Consider the following 18,698-nt stretch of genomic DNA (forward strand, 5'->3'; position numbering starts at 1 on the left):
GGCCGGACGCGCGCCGGGCCGGTCGTGAGGGCGGGTCAGGTGGCGTCGCTGTCCCACACGGGTCCCGATGACGGGGGCGGCGGCGCCGGGGTGTCCCGGACGGGTGCGGTGCCGGCGGTCCGCGGCGCCGTCGACCGGCGGGGGTCGGCGGAGGCCGTTCCCGCGGAACCCGCCCCGCCGGCGACCGCGGGAGCGCCCGCCGGCGCAGCGGCTCCGAAGTCCCCGGAGAACAGGGAGTCGTCACCGTCCAGGAGATGCTTGGTGACCATCGCGCGCGGACTCAGCCCACGCAGGTCGTTGAGCTGCTTGAGGGGCTCCCGGAACTCCTCGAACTCGGTCCCGTAGTCGTCCCTGAGCTGCTGCTGGGCGTTGCTGGCGAACTCACGGACCTTGCGGATCGCCGAGGCCAGCCAACGGGCGGCCTCGGGTAGGCGCTCGGGCCCCAGGACCACCAACGCCACCACGCCGAGCACCAGGAGCTCGGACCACCCCACGTTTGTGAACATCGCAGCCAGGATACGTCGCCGGGCTCACCGGTGGGAACCCGAGTTGTCCGGTGCCCCCGGTCAGCCCAGCGCGGGGCGCACGGTCAGTTCGACCCGCGTTCCACCGCGGATGACCTCGACCGGGACGTCGACGCCCGCCCCGGCGCGACGGACGGCCACCACCAGTTCATCGGAGGAACGCACCTGCCGGTCACCGACCCTGGTCACGACGTCCCCTTCCCGGAGTCCGCCCTCCTCGGCGGGCGAGCCCTCACGCACGTTGACGATCTCGGCGCCCTCCACCGACCCGTTGTCCGCCTTGCGGGCGTTGACGCCCATTGTGGCGTGGCGGACCGCCCCGTCGGTCATGAGCGACGTCGCTATCTCGCGGACGTCGTTGACCGGGATGGCGAAGCCGAGACCGATGGAACCCCCGGACTGGGTGAAGATGGAGGTGTTGATACCGATGACCGCTCCGGTCCCGTCGATGAGCGGTCCCCCGGAGTTACCGGGGTTGATGGCGGCGTCCGTCTGGATCGCGTCGATCACCACGTCGCCGTCCGAGGTGGCCTCCCCGAGGGCGATCGGGCGCCGGGTCGCCGAGACGATGCCCTCGGTGACGGTCCGGGCGAGTCCGAGGGGCGAGCCGATGGCGATGACCTGCTCCCCCACCTGGACGTCGTCCGAGTCGCCCAGGGTGGCGACGGTGAGGTTCTGGACGTCGTCGACCTTGAGGACCGCGAGGTCGGTGGCGGGGTCGCGCCCCACCATCTCGGCCGAGGCCCTGGAGCCGTCGGGGAAGATGACGTCGATGTCCGCGCGGTCGGCGGCGCCGTCCATGGTGACGACGTGGTTGTTCGTCACGATGTAGCCCTGTGGGTCGATGACGATGCCGGAGCCCTCCCCCTGGGCCGACGCCGTGGACACCGAGATGTTGACGACGGCGGGTTGGACGCGCTGGGCGACCTCACCGATCGGGTTGTCGGATCGGATGACGTTCTCCGGGGCGTCGGCGATCCGGACGGTGGAAGTGGTGAGGACGCGCGCGGAGTCCGCCACGACGGCGCCGATGGCGCCCGCGACGAGGGCGACGACGGCGACGGCCGCGGTCGCGCCGGCCACGGCCTGACTGCTCAGCCGACGTTCGAACAGTGCCTCGGACAGCGAGAGCCTGGCTGCGGGGGCCGCGGCCGCGCCCGACAGGTCGACCGGCTCGTGGTCGGCAGTGGCGGGCACTGCGGGTGCGCCGTACCCGACCGGAGCGTCGGGGTCGCGCCACGGGTCCGGAGCGGGCGGCGGTGGAACCTCGGACTCGTCCTGCCACGCCGGATGCCGCTCTATACCCCGAGCGGCTCCCGGGGCCGGGGCGAAGGCCTGCTCGAGGACCGGATCGGCGTCGCCGCCGAGGAGCGGGCCGGGGTGCGCGGCGGCACCGGCACGGGACGGGTCGAATCCACCGGTGACCCCGTCTGGTCGGGCGAACCGTGCGACATCGTCCTCGCCCACCGCCGGCCGATCGATCGGGGCGGGTTCACGAAGCGGGCGGTCCGGTTCCCCGTCCCGCGCCGCGGGCCCGGCCGCGCCTGTGTCGTCCTCCACCCGGCCCACCCTAGTTGCCGCGTCGCCACAGCCGGCGAAGCAGTCTCGACCAACCGTGGGTCTCCTCGGACCCGGCCACCGGATCGGGGCCCGTCCGCGTGGCCGGATCGGGTGCGTCCTCGAGTGACCGCAGCCGTTCGAGGAGTTCGCGGGGCATCTGGATGGGGCCGGATCCGCGCAGTGCGCGGCGTGCCTCACGCTGGACCTCGACCTCCCGACGACAGTGCGGACACCGGGCCAGGTGGGCGTCGGCCCGGGACTGCCCCGAGGGCGGTAGCCGACCGTCGACATAGGCTGCCGCGGCTTCCGTGGAGAGGTGGTCGGTGGACAGGAAGCTCTCCCTGGCGCGGGGCGGGCCGGTCCTGTCGACCACTTTCCGCGCCGAGTCGAACGACAGCGTGAACTCGGGGCCGGGTCCGCGTTCGTGGAGGTGTCTGTCCACGCCCCTCCCCTTCTCCGGTCATCTCGTGGGCTCGTCCGAGTCCCCGTCGAGGGGTCAACGTCCGGCGTACCCGCAGGGTTCCCGCGCCGCCACCCGCTGTTCCCGGTACGGACGCGGGTTGTGCCGATCGCCGGAGGGATCAGTCGATGCGCTGGTGGGCGCCGGTGACCCCGGCCGCCTCGAGTTCCGCACGCAACGCGGCCCGTCCGCGGTGGATCCGGCTCCTGACGGTGCCCATCTTCACGCCCAGGATGCGTCCGACCTCCTCGTAGCTGAGGTCCTCGATGTCACTGAGGACCACGGCGGCGCGGTACTCCGGAGACAGGTTGGCCAGGGCGGTCTGCAGGACGGGGTCGAACGTCTCCTCCGAGATCACCTGCTCCGGGCTGCGTTCTCGACCGGGCACCCTTTCGGCGTCCTCGGGCAGCGCCTCGAAGCGGATGCGCCCGCGCCGGCGTGCGGAATCGAGGAACAGGTTGGTGACGATACGGTGCATCCAGCCCTCGAAGGTCCCCGGCTTGTAGCGGTCCAGCGAGCGGAACACCCTGATGAACGCCTCCTGGGTGATGTCCTCGGCGTCGTGGGCGTTCCCGCAGAGGCGATACGCCAGGCGGTAGACACGGTCACCGTGCTGCGCGACGAGCTCGGACCAGGACGGCATGTCCGTAGCCTCGCCGGTGGCGTCGAAACGAGCAGTCCCGGCCGCCTCGTCGAGGGCGACCGGTGCGATCGCCGTCCCGTGCACGGTTCGTGAGTACATGCGCTGCCGCCGCCTTCCGGCCCGGGCCTGTGGGAGCCCGCGCGGTGGTGGCCGCGCCCTCGTGGCGCGACGTGTACCCACCCTCCCCTACGGGGCTGTCCTCACGGTATACACGTACTGAGACAGCCCTGAGAGTCTGATACCGATCCGATCACCGCGCGTTGGTCACCGTTGCCTCCCCGGTCGGGGATACGCTGCTCAGGTGTCCGATTCCTCTGATGTCCCCGCCACCGATCGCTCCGGTCTCGACGGGATGGCGCAACGCAGCGCCGCCCTTGTCGACGACTCGCTCTACGCCTCCGCACGGGCCGAGGCCGAGGAACTCGGGGCCGCCTCGCCGGACGCCCTGACCGCGGACGCGATCCGCCTGGTGGCCCGCTTGAACGGCACCCGCGCCGCCGTGTGCATCACCCCCGCGCCGGGAGTCCCCGCTCTGGCGATCCTCGCGGCGGCCGCGCCCGGCTCCGGAGCCGTGGTCACCTGCATCACCGACGACCCGCATCACCTCGAGGCGGCGCGATCGGCCGTCCGCGGCGCGGGCCATCCCGCCTCCTCCGCCCGCTACATCGCCGCCCGGCCGCTCGAGGTGGCCGACAAACTCGCGGACGGCGCCTACGACCTCGTGGTCGCGGACGTCCCGGCACATTCGGTGCCGCGCGTGATCTCCCGATCCCACCAGCTGTTGCGCGCCGGCGGCGCGCTGGTCCTGATGGGCGAGCACGCCCCGCTGCCCGAGGACGCGGAGCTCCCCGAGCGCGCGCACGTCACGGTGCTCCCCGTGGGGACCGGCCTGACCGTGGTCACCCTCTGAGCGGTCCTCCCCTCCCGAGGGTTCACCCCCCGGGGCGCGAGGTCAGCCCTGCAGTGAGGTGGTGGTGTTCTTGGCGACGCTCACCACGCCGCCCGCGCTGACCGGGAACCGGCTGCGGTCGCGTTCGTGATCCACACCGATCAGGTCCCCGTCGCCGATGTGGCAGTTCTTGTCGACGATCGCCTTGCGGACCACGGCCCCGCGACCGATGCGGACGCCCGGCATGAGGACACTGCCCTCGACGACCGCCCCGTCCTCGACGATGACGTTGTTCGACAACACCGAGTTGCGCACGGTGGCGGCGGAGACGATCGTCCCCGAGCCGACCATGGATTCTTGGGACATGCCGCCGTTGACGAACTTCGCCGGCGGCAGGTTGTCCTGCTGGGTCCGGATGGGCCACAGGGAGTTGTAGAGGTTGAACACGGGGTGCACCGACACCAGGTCCATGTGCGCGTCGTAGAACGCGTCGATGGTGCCCACGTCGCGCCAGTACCCGGCATCACGCTCGGTCTCGCCGGGGACGTTGTTCAGGGCGAAGTCGTAGACGTAGGCCCGCTCCTGCTCGACGAGGGCCGGGATGATGTCGCCGCCCATGTCGTGGGTGGAGTCGGGCTTCTCCGCGTCCGCCTTGAGCGCCTCGATGAGGGCGTCGGTGGTGAAGATGTAGTTGCCCATGGAGGCGAAGGTCGCGTCCGGATCATCCGGCGTGCCCGGGGGGTCGGAGGGCTTCTCGACCCAGCCGCGGATCAGGTCGTCGTCGCCGGCGTCGATGCAGCCGAACGCGAACGCCTCGCTGCGCGGGACACGGATCCCCGCGACGGTCACGGCGGCGCCCGTGGAGATGTGGTGGTCCAGCATCTGCCTGGGGTCCATCCGGTACACGTGGTCCGCGCCGAACACGACGATGTGGTCCGGCTTCTCGTCGTAGACCAGGTTGAGCGACTGCAGGATCGCGTCGGCCGACCCGGTGTACCAGCGGGGGCCCAGACGTTGCTGGGCGGGGACCGGTGCGACGTACTCGCCGCCCATCCCGCGCATGTGCCACACCTGGGCGATGTGGCGGTCCAGCGAGTGGGACTTGTACTGGGTGAGGACGCAGATCTGCATGAACCCCGCGTTGACGAGGTTGCTGAGTACGAAGTCGATGAGACGGTAGGACCCCCCGAACGGCACCGCGGGTTTGGCCCGGTCCGCCGTGAGCGGGAAGAGTCGCTTGCCCTCGCCACCGGCGAGGACGATTGCTAGGACGTGCGGCTGATTCCTCACGCCCCCACCGTATCGACTCCGCCCTCACCCGGACCGGTCATCGTGCGGTTTGCCCCCGCCCAGTACCGAACCGTAACCCCGCGGTCGGGCGGTGTTCGCCGGGCACGCCTCGGGCGGGGGCCCGAGCGACTACCTTGGCCGGTGTGCGAGTAGCGATGATGACGAGGGAGTACCCGCCGGAGGTCTACGGCGGTGCCGGAGTGCACGTGACCGAACTGGTGGCCAACCTACGGCCGCTGTGCGAGGTGGACGTGCTGTGCATGGGGGCCGACCGCGACACCGCCCGCGCTTTCCGACCGGATCCCGAGTTGGGCGCGGACGCCAACCCCGCGATCCAGACTCTCTCCGCCGGGTTGCGCATGAGCGTCGCGGCCGAGGGCGCGGACCTCGTCCACTCCCACACCTGGTACACGGGGCTTGCCGGGCACCTCGCGGGGCAGCTCTACGGCATCCCGCACGTCGTGTCCGCGCATTCGCTGGAACCCAGCCGGCCGTGGAAGGCCGAGCAGCTCGGCGGCGGATACCGGGTCTCGTCGTGGTCGGAGCGCACCGCCTTCGCGGGAGCCGACGCGGTGGTCGCGGTGAGCGCCCGGATGAAGGACGAGATCCTGCGCGTCTACCCCGAGATCGACCCGGACCGCATCCACGTGATCCTCAACGGCATCGACACCTCCGTGTGGTCACCCGTCGAGACCTTCGCCGGCGAGGGCTCGGTCCTGCGCCGGAACGGGGTGGACCCGGACCGGCCGATCGTCGCGTTCGTCGGCCGGATCACCCGGCAGAAGGGCGTGCCGCATCTGGTGCGCGCCGCCCGGGACTTCCACCCTGACGCCCAGCTGGTGCTGTGTGCCGGCGCCCCGGACACCCCCGAGATCGCCGCCGAGATGGAGTCGCTGGTGGCGGACCTGCAGTCCACCCGCGACGGTGTGTTCTGGCTGCGCGACATGCTGCCGCGCGAGGAGGTCATCGAGATCCTCTCCGCCGCGACGGTCTTCGCCTGCCCGTCGGTCTACGAGCCACTGGGCATCGTCAACCTGGAGGCGATGGCGTGCGACACGGCGGTCGTGGCGTCCGATGTCGGCGGGATCCCCGAGGTGGTCGTCGACGGCGAGACGGGCACCCTCGTCCACTACGACGCATCCGCGACCGACGCATTCGAGGCCGGGCTCGCGGCTGCCGTCAACGACCTGGTGGCGGACCCGGGCAAGGCCGCCCGGATGGGACGGGCGGGCGAGGAGCGGGCCCGTACCCGGTTCTCGTGGGAGGCGATCGCCGAGCAGACCCATCGGATGTACGCCTCACTGCTGTAGAGGCCCCCCGGGCTCTACAGGCGCGCCGGCCGGCAGCGCCCGGTAGGTGTGCACCTCGATGTGCATCCGGACCGGGCGGTCCTGCGGGCCCAACCGGGCCTCGAGCCCGGACCTGTCGAGGTGGACGCCGCTCGGCCCCATGAGGGCCAGATCCACGGCCACCGGGGCGGGGACCTCGGTGAGCACGTCGACGGTACGCACCGGGCCGGGGCGGAAGTGGTCGGCGAGGTCCGCGTCCAGGCGGTCCGACTTGTCCGGGGCCGGCTCCAGCATGCCGCCGGCCGAACGCAGCGGCTCGAGATGGCCCGGCCCGGGAACGGCGACGACCAACGTGCCACCCGGCCGGAGCACCCGGGCGAACTCCGCGGGGTTCCTCGGGGCGAAGACCACCTGCACCAGATCGACGCAGTCGTCCGCGAGCGGGAGTCCGTCCCAGGTGTCCGCGACCAGCGCCGCGACGTCATCGTGGACCCTGGCGAGACGGCGCGCTGCCGCGGTGGAGATCTCCGTGCCGACCCCGAGCGCGCCGGCCGACCGCCCGGCCCCCGCCAGCGCGTCGACGACCCCGGCGAGGTAGAAGCCCGTGCCGGCGCCGGGCTCGAGCACCACCGGTCGGGCCGATCCCGAGCGGACGCCGCCGGCCCCGGGCGCGAGCGCCTCGCGGGCGACTCCGGCGAGGATCGCCACGAGGGGGTCGAACAGTCCCGAGCCGAGGACCCGGTCGCGCGCCGCGACCTGGTCCGCACCGTCGCCGGGGAAGCGCCGGCCGCGGGGACCGAAGAGGCTGAGGTGCCCCTGCCGTGCCCGGTCGAACGAATGCCCGGCAGCGCACACCACCGCCCGGTCCACGGCCTCCATACCCTGTCCGCAGACCGGGCAGCGCAACAGCGGCACGACGCGGTCGAGGGCGGCCGGCCCCGAGCCCGCAGGTGCTGACGGGGAGGAACTCACGGGCGGGGCCGGTCCGCGAGGTCGCGGAGCAACGCCATGAGCGTGCGCGTAGCGAACCCGGTGGCCACCGGCCCGACCTCGTCGATCTCCTCGGACGAGCGGGCCGGCCCGGCGATGTCGAGGTGCGCCCACGGCCGACCGTCCACGAAACCCTCGAGGAACAACGCCGCGGTGATGGCACCCGGCCCCGTGGGGGCCTGCCGACGGTCGGCGATATCGGAGCGGACTGCCGGGCGCAGATCGTCGGGGAGCGGCAGCCGCCACCATCGCTCCCCCGCCGCCGCCCCCGCCGCGGCGACCCGGTCGGCGAGGTCGTCGTCGTTCGCCATGACCGCTCCCGTGCGCATCCCCAGCGCGACCTTCATCGCACCCGTGAGGGTGGCCACGTCCACGACGACCTCCGGGTCGCATTCGGCGATGCCGTGGGCGAGCGCGTCGGCGAGGACCATCCGGCCCTCCGCGTCGGTGTTCGTGACCTCGGACGTCGTTCCGCCCACGTGCGTGACGACGTCACCCGGGCGGTAGGCGGAACCGGACAGCATGTTCTCGGCGGAGGGCACCACCACGGTCAGGTCGACGTCGGCGTACCCGGGCGACCCGTCCGAACAGAACGCCGCGGCCGCCGCCACGACCGCGGCCGAGCCCGCCATGTCCGTACGCATGAGATGCATCCCGTCGGCGGGCTTGACCGAGATCCCCCCGGTGTCGAAGGTGATGCCCTTGCCCACCAGCAGCACCCGCGGGCCCGGACCGGGGCGACGGGCCACCAGCACGCGCGGGCCGGCCGCCGAGCCCCCGCCCACCGCGAGCACGCCGCCGAACCCGCCGGAGACCAGCCCGTCTCCCTCGATGACCTCGGTCCGCATGCCCGCCGCGCCCAGCGCCTCGGCCATCCGGGCCACCAGCCACTCGGGTGTCTTCAGATCGGAGGGGGCCCCGGCGAGATCGCGCGCCATCGCCGTGGCCCGGGCGGCCTCCTCGGCCGCCGCCACCGCGCGGGCGACGATCACCTCGTCGTCGTCGCCACTGCCCGGACCGGCCGCCACCTCCACGACCAGATCGGGAACGACAGGTGCGGGGTCCGCGGCGAAGACGTCCTGGCCACGCGCACCCAGGAGGTACCCGATGACCAGATCGCCTACCCGGTCCGCCGGTAGGGCCCCGGGCACGGCCACGGTCACCGGCCCCTCCGCCCGCGAGTCCCGTAGGTGGCGGGCCAACGCGGCGCCCACCCGCCGGTGCCCCAGACCGTGATCCGCCGCCCCCGACCAGCCCGGACGGGGCGCGGAGTCGGCCAACTCGACCTCGACCACCGGTCGCCCGTCGTGGACGGAGACCCGCGCCTCGTCGGCGCGCCCCAGCGGCACGCGACCGGGCTCGGGAGCGCGGGTGACGACCGCCAGCGCGGCATCGGGGGCGGGACCGGAGACGACACGGACCGAGGGCAGGGGACGGCCGGGGACGGCGGACATCGACGAGGACCTTCCGGGATATGAGTCGGCGCACCCGCCACGAGGGTCGGATGCGCCGGCATCGGTGGGGCGACGAGATCAGGAGATGGCCTGCGACAGCTCCTCGCTGAGCGACTTGGCCTCATCGGGGGTCAGCTCGACGACGAGACGCCCGCCACCCTCCAGAGGGACGCGCATGACGATCCCACGGCCTTCCTTGGCCGCCTCCATCGGTCCGTCACCGGTCCTGGGCTTCATAGCCGCCATCGAGTCGTTTCCCTTCGTCCTTGTCCGCGGGGCGGCGCACTGTACGAGCGCCCGTGCCCACGATCGGTACTGCTGAGTGGATGATGTCGATTCTAGCGCGTCCGGCCGCGTCCGGACGCCGTAGCGGGACGACCGTCCACCCCGTTCTGCGCCCCGTTCGCCGCGGCGTCCCCGGCCACGGTGACGTCCTCGCCCAACCGGGCCCGGAGCCGGTCGATCTCCACCGCCGCCTGCTCGAGTGCCCAGTCGACCTCTGCCATTGTGTATCCACGGGCCGACATGCCGAATCGCACCGACCGGAGATCATCACCGGCCAGGGCCCCGTCCGGCAGGTGGGTGACCGTGTGGTCCCGGGCCACGGGCGGCAACACCTCGGAACGGCCGAACACCACGAGCGACAGCCCGAACAGCCCCGCCGCGACGACCAGGGTGACGACCACGTAGACGACGATGGTGAGCATTCCCGTGCTCCCCTCCTGTAGTGACTAGCGCCGCGACCAGTCTGGCACACGGCCCGCCCCTGGCGGTGTGGCAAGTCACGCCAGGCCGCGTACGGTTCGCGCAGGTCGGCGCGTCCCCACGATCGACGACACCATCTCGAGGGCGCGCAGTGTGCCCGGGACGTCGTGGGTGCGGAAGACCCGCGCCCCGAGGTAGGCCGCGACCGAGGTCGCCGCGAGGGTGCCCTCCGCGCGGTCGTCCACGCCCGCGTCCAGGGTCTCGCCGATGAAGTCCTTGTTGCTCAGCGCCATGAGGACCGGGTGCCCGACCGCCACGATCTCGTCCATCCGTCGCAACAACTCGAGGCCGTGGAAGGTGTTCTTGCCGAAGTCGTGGGTGGGGTCGATGAGGATGCCGTCCGGCGGGACACCGGCCGCCAGCGCGCGGTCGGCAGCTGCCGAGAGTTCGTCGACCACGTCGCGGACGACGTCGGCATACCCCACGCGGAACGGCCGCGTCCGGGGCACCGCGCCGCCCGTGTGCGAACAGACGAACCCGGCGCGCGCCTCCCCCGCCGCGGTCAGGACGCCGGGATCGTGCCCCGCCCACGTGTCGTTGACCAGGTCCGCCCCGGCCGCCAACGCGCGCCGGGCGACCTCGCCCCGCCAGGTGTCGATCGAGATCACCACGTCCGGGTGACGGTCACGCACGGCCTGTACGAACGGCACGACCCTGCGGGTCTCCTCCGCGGCGTCGACGAGGTCACCGGGCCCGGCCTTGACGCCGCCGATGTCGAGGATGTCTGCGCCGGCCGCCACCACCTCGTCGACCCGCGCCATCGCCGCCGTGTCGGTGAACGTGGCCCCACGGTCGTAGAAGGAGTCCGGCGTACGGTTGACGATCGCCATCACCAGCGGGCGATCGACCGGGACCGGGCGGCCACACAGGGTGGGCGCCGGCGCCGGAGCGGCACCGGCACCGGTCATCCCCGACCTCCACAGGCGTCGAGCGCGGCCTCGAGATCGTCACACACGACCAGGCTCGCCATCGCCTCGTCCTTGACCAATCCGGCCTCCACCAACCCTCCGACCCAGTCCAGCAAGGGGCGGTAGAACCCGATCGGGTCGTAGAGCACCACCGGCTTGTGGTGGAAGCCCAGGGACGCCGAGGTCCACATCTCGAACATCTCCTCCATCGTCCCGATCCCGCCGGGCAGGGTGAGGAACGCGTCGGATCGTTCCTCCATCTCCCGCTTGCGTTCCCGCATGGTCGTGACGACGACGAGTTCGTCGGCCGCGGTGTCGGCGACCTCGCGGACCCGCAGCCCCTCGGGGATCACACCGACGGTGCGTGCGCCACCCGCGCGGGCCGACTCGGCGAGCGCACCCATCATCGAGACGTTGCCGCCGCCCGAGACGAGCGACCACCCGCGTCTGGCGATGCCCTCCCCCACCTGCGTCGCGATGGCCAGCATCTCCGGGTCGTACGTGGAGGAGGCGCAGTAGACGCAGACACGGCGACCGGCGACCGGCGCCGTCACCGCTCGACCCCGCGGTGCTCCTCGCCGTACAGGTCCTCCCGCTCCTCGGACGTCAGCGCCGCCCTGTGGTGGGCCTCGCGGATGTACTCCACGGTCTCCGCCACGGAGTCCGTCACCAGGAACAGGTCGGGGTCGGACGCGGAGATCATCCCCTCCTCCGCCAGCGTGCCGCGGATCCAGTCGGTCAGCGGGGCCCAGAAGTCCACGCCGAGCAGCACGATCGGGAACCTGGTGATCTTGTCGGTCTGGACGAGGGTGATGGCCTCGAAGAACTCGTCGAGGGTGCCGAACCCGCCCGGCGTGCACACGAAGGCCTGCGTGTACTTGACGAACATCGTCTTGCGGATGAAGAAGTAGCGGAAGTGCAGTCCCAGGTCCACCCACCGGTTCAGGCCCTGCTCGTGGGGCAACTCGATCCCGAGCCCGACAGACTCGCCATCCGCCTCCCACGCCCCCTTGTTCGCCGCCTCCATCTGCCCGGGGCCACCACCGGTGACCACCGCGTAGCCGGCCTCCACCAGCGCACGGCCCAACTCCACGGCCTGCTCGTACGCCGGGTCCCCGGGCCGGGTGCGGGCCGAACCGAACACACTGACGGCGTCCGACAGTTCGGCCAGCGCGCCGAAGCCGTTGACGAACTCGCTCTGGATGCGCAGCACCCGCCACGGGTCGGTGTGCAGCCAGTCGGTGTCCTGGTTCTTGTCCAGCAGCCGCTGGTCGGTGGTGGTGTGTTCGCCACCCTTCTCACGACGGACGAGGACGGGGCCTCGCATGTGCACGGGGTCGTTGGGGGCCATGGGCCGGGGGTCTCCTTCGATGATCTGGGGGTGGGGCCGAGAGTGGCGGTACCCGGGACATGGGCGATCCCGGGGCTCCCGCGCCCTAGCCGGTGAGGTAGGTGCGCAGCACCCTGCCGACCTCGGTGATCTGTGCCGCCGGACAGTACTCATCACGCTTGTGGGCCATGCCGGGGTCGCCGGGGCCGAGGTTGACCGCCGGGATCCCCAGGGTCGCGAAACGGGACACGTCGGTCCACCCGTACTTCGCACGGACCCGCCCGCCGGCCGCACGGACGAGTTCCGCCGCGACCGGGGCCCCCAGACCGGGCAGCGCCCCCGGCGAGAGGTCGGTGAGTTCCCAGGACAGACCGGGCTCGGCGAGCGGGGTCTCCCCTTCCGCCACCCGTGGGAGACCGGTCAGCCCCAGTGCGTCGAGGGCGTGCGCGAGAGCGGCATCGGTGTCCCTGTCCGGGGCGGATCGGAAGTTCACGTCGAGCCAGGCCTCGTCCGGGACCGTGTTGCCGGCGACCCCCGCCGACATGCGGACGGCCTGCAGACCCTCGCGGTAGACACACCCGTCGATGTCCACCGACCGGGCCTCGTAGGCCGCGAGTGCCCCCAGCACCGGCGCGAGCCGATGCACGGCGTTGTCGCCCAGCCAGCTCCGCGCCGAATGGGCCCGCACGCCGCGGGCGTGGACCCGGATCCGCAGGGTCCCCTGGCAGCCGGCCTCGATGAGCCCGCCGGTCGGCTCACCGAGGATCGCCACATCGCCCGTCAACCAGTCGCGGTGCGTGCGCTCGAGGACACCCAGACCGTTGGCCGTGGCTTCGATCTCCTCGCAGTCGTAGAGCACCAGGGTGAGATCGTGCGCCAGCTCGTCGGAGTCCGCCAGCGCGGCGAAGAGGTGCAGGAACACCGCGTCCCCGGACTTCATGTCCACTGTCCCGCACCCGTGCAGGACCGTGTCCGTCCCCTCGCCGGTGACCCGGCACGGGACGTTGTCGGCCAGGGGGACCGTGTCGAGGTGTCCGGCGAGCACGACCCGGGTCGGGAGGCCCCGGGAGGTACGGGCGAGGACCCGGTTGCCGTCGCGGACCACCTCCGTCCGGTCGGCGGCGGGCCCGGTGAACCCGGCGACGGTCGCGACGAGAGCGTCGTGGACCGCGGCGGCGATCGCATCCTCCTCCCGTGAGGGACTGGGGATGTCGACGAGGGCGCGGGTGAGGTCGACCGGGTCGGCGGTCAGATCGAGGGCGGCGGTCACGGCCCCCACCCTAGTTGCCCGTGACCCGTGCCCGTCGGGGCAGACCGCTAGCATCGGGGCCATGAGTGCACATGGAGCCGTGGCCACCGGAATCGCCACCCTGACGTCCGACCACACCGTTCTCGACGTGTGGTACCCCGAGCCGGAGCTGGGCGCCGCGTCCGCCGGCGGTCACCGGGTGCTGTCCGGAGACGAGGTACCCGCCGAACTGTCGCCGCTGACCGGCGCCGACGCCGACCGGGGGGTCGAGACGGTGGCCGTGCGGGTGGAGATCGAGGACCTGACCCAGCCGCCGGCCGACGCCTACGACGCCTACCTCCGGCTCCACCTCATCAGCCACCGCCTCATCAAGCCGCATTTCGCGAACATGGACGGCTTGTTCGGCAAGCTCAGCAACGTCGTGTGGACCAACTTCGGACCGTGCGCGGTCCCGGGTTTCGAGCTGGTGCGCGCCAAGCTGCGGGCCCGCGGCCCGGTCACGGTGTACGGCGTGGACAAGTTCCCGCGCATGGTGGACTACGTGGTCCCGTCGGGCGTTCGCATCGCCGACGCCGACCGCGTCCGCCTGGGCGCCCACCTGGCCGAGGGCACCACGGTCATGCACGAGGGGTTCGTCAACTTCAACGCCGGCACGCTGGGCGCGTCGATGGTCGAGGGTCGCATCTCCGCGGGCGTCGTGGTCGGCGCCGATTCCGATGTCGGCGGCGGGGCCTCTATCATGGGCACGCTCTCCGGCGGCGGCAAGGAGACCATCTCGATCGGTGAACGGTGCCTGCTCGGGGCCAACTCGGGTGTCGGTATCTCGCTGGGCGACGACTGCGTGGTCGAGGCCGGGCTGTACGTCACCGCCGGCACGAAGGTGGATGTCCGGGCGGGCGCCTGGGCCGAGCGGGAGCCCGTGAAGGCCGGCCAGCTCTCGGGCATGGACAACCTGCTCTTCCGGCGCAACTCACTGACCGGTTCCGTCGAGGCGGTGCCGTGGAAGCGCGAGGGCGTCGAGCTCAACGCGGATCTGCACGCCAACGACTGACGCCGACGCTCATCGGCGGCGTCACCCTCCGTCGACAAGGACGTTCCGCACACATCGCCCGAGAGGCGGTGCGCGGAACGTCCTTCTCGATGGGGTGGCCGGGCGACGCGGGACACCGGGTGATGGGCGACGCGAGAGTCCGGGCGACGCGGGCGGCCTGCTCAGCCCAGTCGGCGCACGGCCTCGTCCACCGCGGCGTCGGTGGCGGTGAGCGCGATGCGGACGTGTCGCGCCCCGGCGGGCCCGTAGAACTCGCCCGGCGCGACGAGCACGCCGCGCTCGGCGAACCAGTCCACGGTGTCGCGGCAGGGCTCGTCGCGGCTGGCCCACAGGTACAGGCCGGCCTCTGAGTGATCGATCCGGAATCCGGCCGCCTCGACCGCGGGCAGCAGGCGTGCACGGCGGGCCCGGTACCGCTCACGCTGCTCGGCCTCGTGGGCGTCATCGCCCAGGGCGGCCGTCATGGCCGACTGGACGGGCAGCGGCATCATCATCCCGGCGTGTTTGCGCACCTCGAGCAGCTCGGCTACCAGGCCGGGGTCACCAGCGACGAACCCGGCGCGGTAGGACGCGAGGTTCGAGGTCTTGGACAGCGAGTGCAGTGCGAGGAGACCGGTGTGGTCGCCGTCGCAGACACGCGGATCGAGGATCGAGGGCGCCTCACCCTCCCACACCAGTCCGAGGTAACACTCGTCGGAGGCCACGATCACGCCGCGGTCGCGGGCCCAGCCGACCACCTTGCGCAGGTGGTCCACGCCGAGCACCTTGCCACTGGGGTTCGACGGCGAGTTGAGGTATAGCAACGTCGGCGAGGACGGGCCGAGCTGCATGAGCGAGTCGGCGCGAACCACCGTGGCCCCCGCCAGCAGTGCGCCGACCTCATAGGTCGGGTAGGCGACCTCGGGCACAACGACCGAGTGGCCCGGCCCCAGTCCGAGCTGGGCGGGCAGGCCCGCGATGAGTTCTTTTGTGCCGATCGCCGGTAGCACGGCGTCGGGAGTGAGCCCCGTGACGCCGTACCGGCGCTCCAGCGCGTCGACCGCGGCCCGCCGCAGAGCGGGGGTGCCGACGGTCGTGGGGTACCCGGGCCGGTCCGAGCCTGCGGCGAGCGCCTCGCGGATCACCGGGGCGACCGGATCCACGGGCGTACCGACGGTGAGGTCGACGAGACCGTCCGGGTGGGCGGAGGCGCGCGAGCGGGCGTCCGAGAGGGTGTCCCAGGGGAACACCGGGAGCGCGCGCCCGGGCGGTCGACGCTCCGGGCGCGACACCACCGGGGTCACTCCTGGTTCATGGGCGGGAGCGCCTTGACCATCGGGTGGTCGTAGTCGACCTTGCCGACCTTGGCCGCGCCGCCCGGCGATCCGAGCTCGACGAAGAAGTCCGCGTTCGCGGCGTTGTACTCGGTCCACTCGTCCGGGACGTCGTCCTCGTAGAAGATGGCCTCCACGGGGCAGACCGGCTCACACGCCCCGCAGTCGACGCACTCGTCGGGGTGGATGTACAACATCCGTCCACCCTCGTAGATGCAGTCGACAGGACACTCCTCGACGCAGGACTTGTCCATCACGTCGACGCACGGCTCTGCGATCGTGTAGGTCACGTCAGCCACCTTCCTCGTAGCGGTATGACCTGAATCGTATGTCACAGGCCACGCGGATGCGGAAGCCGCCCCGTGAGCCGATCGACCTATGTGGCGACGGTCACCCCGACGGGTCGGTGGGCGGGTCCGTAGACGGTGTCACGACGGCGGACCGGGCGTCCGATCCCGGTGGCGATCTCCTCGATCTCCTCCGGGGTCTTGGCCGAGCCGTTCTCTGCGCCGGCCATCCGCGAGATGGTCTCCTCCATCAGGGTCCCGCCCAGGTCGTCGGCGCCGGATCGCAACATGGTCCGCGTCCCCGCGACCCCGAGCTTGACCCAGCTCGTCTGCACGTGGTCGATCGCCCCGTGCAGCATGATGCGGGCCAGGGCGTGGACCGCGACGTTCTCCTCCCGGGTCGGTCCGGGCCGTGAGGCGCCGGCCAGGTACAGCGGCGCGCTGCGGTGCACGAAGGGCAGCGGGACGAACTCGGTGAAGCCGCCCGTGCGTTCCTGGATCCCGCGGAGGGTCCGCAGGTGGGCCACCCAGTGGCGCGGGGTGTCCACGTGGCCGTACATCATCGTCGAACTCGACCGCAGCCCCACCTCGTGGGCGGTGGTGACGATGTCGATCCACTCGGAGGCGGGGAGTTTGCCCTTGGTGAGGACCCAGCGCACCTCGTCGTCGAGGATCTCCGCCGCGGTACCGGGGATGGTGTCCAGCCCCGCCGCACGGAGCTCGGTGAGCCACTCCCGGACCCCCACGCCGGATCGCGAGGCGCCGTTGGAGATCTCCATGGGGCTGAACGCGTGCACGTGCATGGACGGCACCCGCTCCTTGACCGCGCGGACCAGGTCGGCGTACCCGGACACCGGCAGGTCCGGGTCGATGCCGCCCTGCATGCACACCTCGGATGCGCCGGAGACGTACGCCTCGTACGCCCGGTCGGCGACCTCGGCGGCGGACAACGAGAACGCGTCGGCGTCGCCCTTGCGCTGGGCGAAGGCGCAGAAACGGCAGCCGGTGTAACAGATGTTGGAGAAGTTGATGTTCCGGTTGACCACGTAGGTGACGGTGTCCCCCACCACGTCCGCGCGGATCCGGTCGGCGAGCCCCGCGAGGGCGGCCAGGCCGTCCCCGGTGGCTGTCGCCAGCGCGAGGTACTGCTCATCGGTGAGGCCGGCGGGGTCCGCCTCGGCGGCGCGCAGCGCGGCCACGACCTCGGCGTCGGCCCGCTCGGGGACCAGCGCCGCGGCCCCGAGCTCCGCCGCGCGGGCCCGGATGACGTCCCAGTTGCCGAAGGCCTCGCCGATGTCCGACCGGGTGTCCGTATTGCGGCCCTCGGAGTCGATCGCCGTGTGCAGATCGGTCCGTCCGCTCGAGTCCCAGTCGTCGTCGGGCTCCTGCCAGGGCCGTCCCTGCGGCTGCACCACCTCGTCGTCGTCCCCCACCACGGCGAGCCCGCTCGACGGGTCCGCCAGCGCACGGACGTGGCCCGCCACCCGCGGGTCGATCCACGCGTCTCCCGCACCGACGTAGCGGGGATGCGCGGTGAGTCGTTCGGTCAGCGTCCACCCGCGCGCGGCGAGGTCGGCGGTGAGCTCGTCGAGATGCGGCCACGGCCGCTCCGGGTTGACGTGGTCCGGGGTGAGCGGTGAGATGCCGCCCAGGTCGTCCACACCGGCGTCGATCAGGGCCAGCACGTCGTCGCGGTCGACGAGGTTGGGCGGGGCCTGCACGGCCACGCGCGGGTCGAGAACCAGTCGGGCGACGGCGATCGCGGCGAGGAACTCGTCGGTGTCCGCGTCGTCCGCGGCGCGCATCGCGGTGTCCGGCTTGGCGCGGAAGTTCTGGACGATCACCTCCTGCAGGTGACCGAACTCGCGGGCGAGCCCTGCCAGCGCGAGCAGGCTCTCCGCCCGCTCGGTGCGGTTCTCCCCGATCCCCACGAGGATCCCGGTGGTGAACGGCACGGCGAGGCGGCCCGCGTCGGTGAGGGTGCGCAGCCGTACGGCCGGATCCTTGTCGGGGCTGCCGTAGTGGCACTCGCCCGGGGTCGTGAACAGCCGGGTGGCGGTGGTCTCGAGCATCATGCCCATCGACGGGGCGACCGGCTTGAGCGTGGACAGTTCGGACCAGCTCATGACGCCCGGGTTGAGGTGCGGCAGCAGCCCGGTCTCCTCGAGCACCCGGATGGCCATGGCGCGCACGTAGTCCAGCGTCGAGGAGAAGCCGCGGGACTCGAGCCACTCCCGGGCCTCGGGCCAACGGTCCTCCGGCCGGTCCCCGAGGGTGAACAGCGCCTCCTTGCACCCGGCCTCCGCGCCGCGGCGGCACAGGTCCACGACCTCGTCGGGGTCGAGGAACATGCCCTCGCCCGCCGCGCGGAGCCTGCCCGGCACGGTGACGAACGTGCAGTAGTGGCAGCGGTCCCGGCACAGGCGGGTCAGCGGGACGAACACCTTGCGGGAGTACGTCACCACCCCGGGGCGCCCCTCGTCCACCAGGCGTGCGTCCCGGCGGCCGGCGGCGAGGGAGGTCAGCCGCGCCAGGTCCTCGCCCCGCGCGGCGAGCAGCACGGCAGCCTCGGTGACGTCCAGGGTGAGCCCGTCGGAGGCCCGGCGCAGGGCGCGCCGCATGGCCGACGCCGTGGGCCGGGGATCGGCGGGGTTCGGTGCGTGATCCATGCCCGTGATGATGCCCCACCTCGCGTG

The 18,698-nt window shown here is 72.2% G+C and carries 19 protein-coding genes; 3 read left to right on the plus strand and 16 right to left on the minus strand.

The window, feature by feature from the left end; genetic code table 11:
* Nucleotides 1-35 precede the first annotated feature (35 nt).
* The 4 genes from tatB to sigE form a co-directional block, all read right to left on the minus strand.
* Nucleotides 36-506, minus strand: a complete 471-nt coding sequence (gene tatB / locus AYO52_RS13715; RefSeq protein WP_067718409.1) for a Sec-independent protein translocase protein TatB — start codon at nt 504-506, stop codon at nt 36-38.
* 60 nt (nt 507-566) lie between these two features.
* Nucleotides 567-2,084: a S1C family serine protease gene (locus AYO52_RS13720; protein WP_082924032.1), complete on the minus strand. Its 1,518-nt coding sequence runs from the start codon at nt 2,082-2,084 to the stop codon at nt 567-569.
* 10 nt (nt 2,085-2,094) lie between these two features.
* Nucleotides 2,095-2,526, minus strand: coding sequence for an anti-sigma factor (locus AYO52_RS13725; RefSeq protein ID WP_067718415.1), 432 nt, complete (start codon nt 2,524-2,526; stop codon nt 2,095-2,097).
* Between the two features lie 139 nt (nt 2,527-2,665).
* Nucleotides 2,666-3,286 carry an RNA polymerase sigma factor SigE gene (gene sigE / locus AYO52_RS13730; protein ID WP_067718417.1) on the minus strand — a complete coding sequence of 207 codons (621 nt, stop codon included), beginning with the start codon at nt 3,284-3,286 and terminating at the stop codon, nt 2,666-2,668.
* Nucleotides 3,287-3,488: 202 nt separating this feature from the next.
* Here sigE and AYO52_RS13735 point away from each other — a divergent pair, with 202 nt between their 5' ends.
* The gene (locus AYO52_RS13735) at nt 3,489-4,097 is read left to right on the plus strand and encodes a hypothetical protein (RefSeq protein ID WP_067718421.1); all 609 of its coding nucleotides are present in this window, start codon (nt 3,489-3,491) and stop codon (nt 4,095-4,097) included.
* Nucleotides 4,098-4,139: 42 nt separating this feature from the next.
* Here AYO52_RS13735 and glgC read toward each other — a convergent pair whose 3' ends face one another.
* The gene (gene glgC / locus AYO52_RS13740) at nt 4,140-5,366 is read right to left on the minus strand and encodes a glucose-1-phosphate adenylyltransferase (RefSeq protein WP_067718424.1); all 1,227 of its coding nucleotides are present in this window, start codon (nt 5,364-5,366) and stop codon (nt 4,140-4,142) included.
* A gap of 143 nt (nt 5,367-5,509) precedes the next feature.
* Here glgC and glgA point away from each other — a divergent pair, with 143 nt between their 5' ends.
* Nucleotides 5,510-6,676 (plus strand): glycogen synthase, encoded by a 1,167-nt coding sequence (gene glgA, locus AYO52_RS13745; RefSeq protein ID WP_067718426.1) that lies wholly within the window; start codon nt 5,510-5,512, stop codon nt 6,674-6,676.
* Here the strand turns inward: glgA and AYO52_RS13750 are convergent.
* The 8 genes from AYO52_RS13750 to dapE form a co-directional block, all read right to left on the minus strand.
* The gene (locus AYO52_RS13750) at nt 6,665-7,627 is read right to left on the minus strand and encodes a putative RNA methyltransferase (protein ID WP_253702169.1); all 963 of its coding nucleotides are present in this window, start codon (nt 7,625-7,627) and stop codon (nt 6,665-6,667) included. The genes glgA and AYO52_RS13750 overlap by 12 nt on opposite strands.
* The gene (locus tag AYO52_RS13755; protein WP_067718431.1) at nt 7,624-9,099 is read right to left on the minus strand and encodes a M17 family metallopeptidase; all 1,476 of its coding nucleotides are present in this window, start codon (nt 9,097-9,099) and stop codon (nt 7,624-7,626) included. The genes AYO52_RS13750 and AYO52_RS13755 overlap by 4 nt, the downstream gene beginning before the upstream one ends.
* A gap of 78 nt (nt 9,100-9,177) precedes the next feature.
* Nucleotides 9,178-9,345, minus strand: coding sequence for a DUF3117 domain-containing protein (locus AYO52_RS13760; protein ID WP_067718434.1), 168 nt, complete (start codon nt 9,343-9,345; stop codon nt 9,178-9,180).
* Nucleotides 9,346-9,437: 92 nt separating this feature from the next.
* Entirely contained in the window at nt 9,438-9,806 is a 369-nt protein-coding gene (locus AYO52_RS13765; RefSeq protein WP_067718436.1) for a DivIVA domain-containing protein, read from the minus strand.
* A 75-nt stretch (nt 9,807-9,881) separates the two neighbouring features.
* Nucleotides 9,882-10,772: a dihydropteroate synthase gene (gene folP, locus AYO52_RS13770; protein WP_067718439.1), complete on the minus strand. Its 891-nt coding sequence runs from the start codon at nt 10,770-10,772 to the stop codon at nt 9,882-9,884.
* Entirely contained in the window at nt 10,769-11,326 is a 558-nt protein-coding gene (locus AYO52_RS13775) for a TIGR00730 family Rossman fold protein (protein ID WP_067718442.1), read from the minus strand. The genes folP and AYO52_RS13775 overlap by 4 nt, the downstream gene beginning before the upstream one ends.
* Nucleotides 11,323-12,123, minus strand: coding sequence for a TIGR00730 family Rossman fold protein (locus tag AYO52_RS13780; RefSeq protein WP_067718445.1), 801 nt, complete (start codon nt 12,121-12,123; stop codon nt 11,323-11,325). Before AYO52_RS13780 ends, AYO52_RS13775 begins: the two co-directional genes overlap by 4 nt.
* A gap of 85 nt (nt 12,124-12,208) precedes the next feature.
* Nucleotides 12,209-13,426 carry a succinyl-diaminopimelate desuccinylase gene (gene dapE, locus AYO52_RS13785; protein WP_082924033.1) on the minus strand — a complete coding sequence of 406 codons (1,218 nt, stop codon included), beginning with the start codon at nt 13,424-13,426 and terminating at the stop codon, nt 12,209-12,211.
* Between the two features lie 7 nt (nt 13,427-13,433).
* On the opposite strand from dapE, the gene dapD reads away from it, so the two are divergent.
* Entirely contained in the window at nt 13,434-14,402 is a 969-nt protein-coding gene (dapD, locus tag AYO52_RS13790) for a 2,3,4,5-tetrahydropyridine-2,6-dicarboxylate N-succinyltransferase (protein WP_067718447.1), read from the plus strand.
* 161 nt (nt 14,403-14,563) lie between these two features.
* On the opposite strand, the gene dapC is transcribed toward dapD, so the two are convergent.
* The 3 genes from dapC to AYO52_RS13805 all read right to left on the minus strand — a co-directional run bounded on the left by dapC (nt 14,564) and on the right by AYO52_RS13805 (nt 18,671).
* Entirely contained in the window at nt 14,564-15,676 is a 1,113-nt protein-coding gene (dapC, locus tag AYO52_RS13795) for a succinyldiaminopimelate transaminase (protein WP_172812177.1), read from the minus strand.
* 5 nt (nt 15,677-15,681) lie between these two features.
* Complete coding sequence (fdxA, locus tag AYO52_RS13800) at nt 15,682-16,005, minus strand: ferredoxin (protein WP_067718452.1); 324 nt, start codon at nt 16,003-16,005, stop codon at nt 15,682-15,684.
* 86 nt (nt 16,006-16,091) lie between these two features.
* A complete protein-coding gene (locus tag AYO52_RS13805) occupies nt 16,092-18,671 on the minus strand; it encodes a bifunctional FO biosynthesis protein CofGH (RefSeq protein ID WP_067718602.1) in 2,580 nt (859 codons plus the stop codon).
* Nucleotides 18,672-18,698 lie beyond the last annotated feature (27 nt).

The sequence above is a fragment of the Dietzia sp. 111N12-1 genome (genome assembly GCF_001658045.1).
GTDB classification, from domain to species: Bacteria; Actinomycetota; Actinomycetes; order Mycobacteriales; family Mycobacteriaceae; genus Dietzia; species Dietzia kunjamensis.

Excerpts from the sequence above, each read along its gene's own strand:
- AYO52_RS13765 (WP_067718436.1), bottom strand. The coding sequence starts at position 9,806 with ATGCTCACCATCGTCGTCTACGTGGTCGTCACCCTGGTCGTCGCGGCG.
- dapD (WP_067718447.1), top strand. The coding sequence starts at position 13,434 with ATGAGTGCACATGGAGCCGTGGCCACCGGAATCGCCACCCTGACGTCC.
- AYO52_RS13805 (WP_067718602.1), bottom strand. The coding sequence starts at position 18,671 with ATGGATCACGCACCGAACCCCGCCGATCCCCGGCCCACGGCGTCGGCC.
- dapE (WP_082924033.1), bottom strand. The coding sequence starts at position 13,426 with ATGCTAGCGGTCTGCCCCGACGGGCACGGGTCACGGGCAACTAGGGTG.
- folP (WP_067718439.1), bottom strand. The coding sequence starts at position 10,772 with ATGACCGGTGCCGGTGCCGCTCCGGCGCCGGCGCCCACCCTGTGTGGC.
- AYO52_RS13760 (WP_067718434.1), bottom strand. The coding sequence starts at position 9,345 with ATGGCGGCTATGAAGCCCAGGACCGGTGACGGACCGATGGAGGCGGCC.
- AYO52_RS13755 (WP_067718431.1), bottom strand. The coding sequence starts at position 9,099 with ATGTCCGCCGTCCCCGGCCGTCCCCTGCCCTCGGTCCGTGTCGTCTCC.
- tatB (WP_067718409.1), bottom strand. The coding sequence starts at position 506 with ATGTTCACAAACGTGGGGTGGTCCGAGCTCCTGGTGCTCGGCGTGGTG.
- sigE (WP_067718417.1), bottom strand. The coding sequence starts at position 3,286 with ATGTACTCACGAACCGTGCACGGGACGGCGATCGCACCGGTCGCCCTC.
- AYO52_RS13780 (WP_067718445.1), bottom strand. The coding sequence starts at position 12,123 with ATGGCCCCCAACGACCCCGTGCACATGCGAGGCCCCGTCCTCGTCCGT.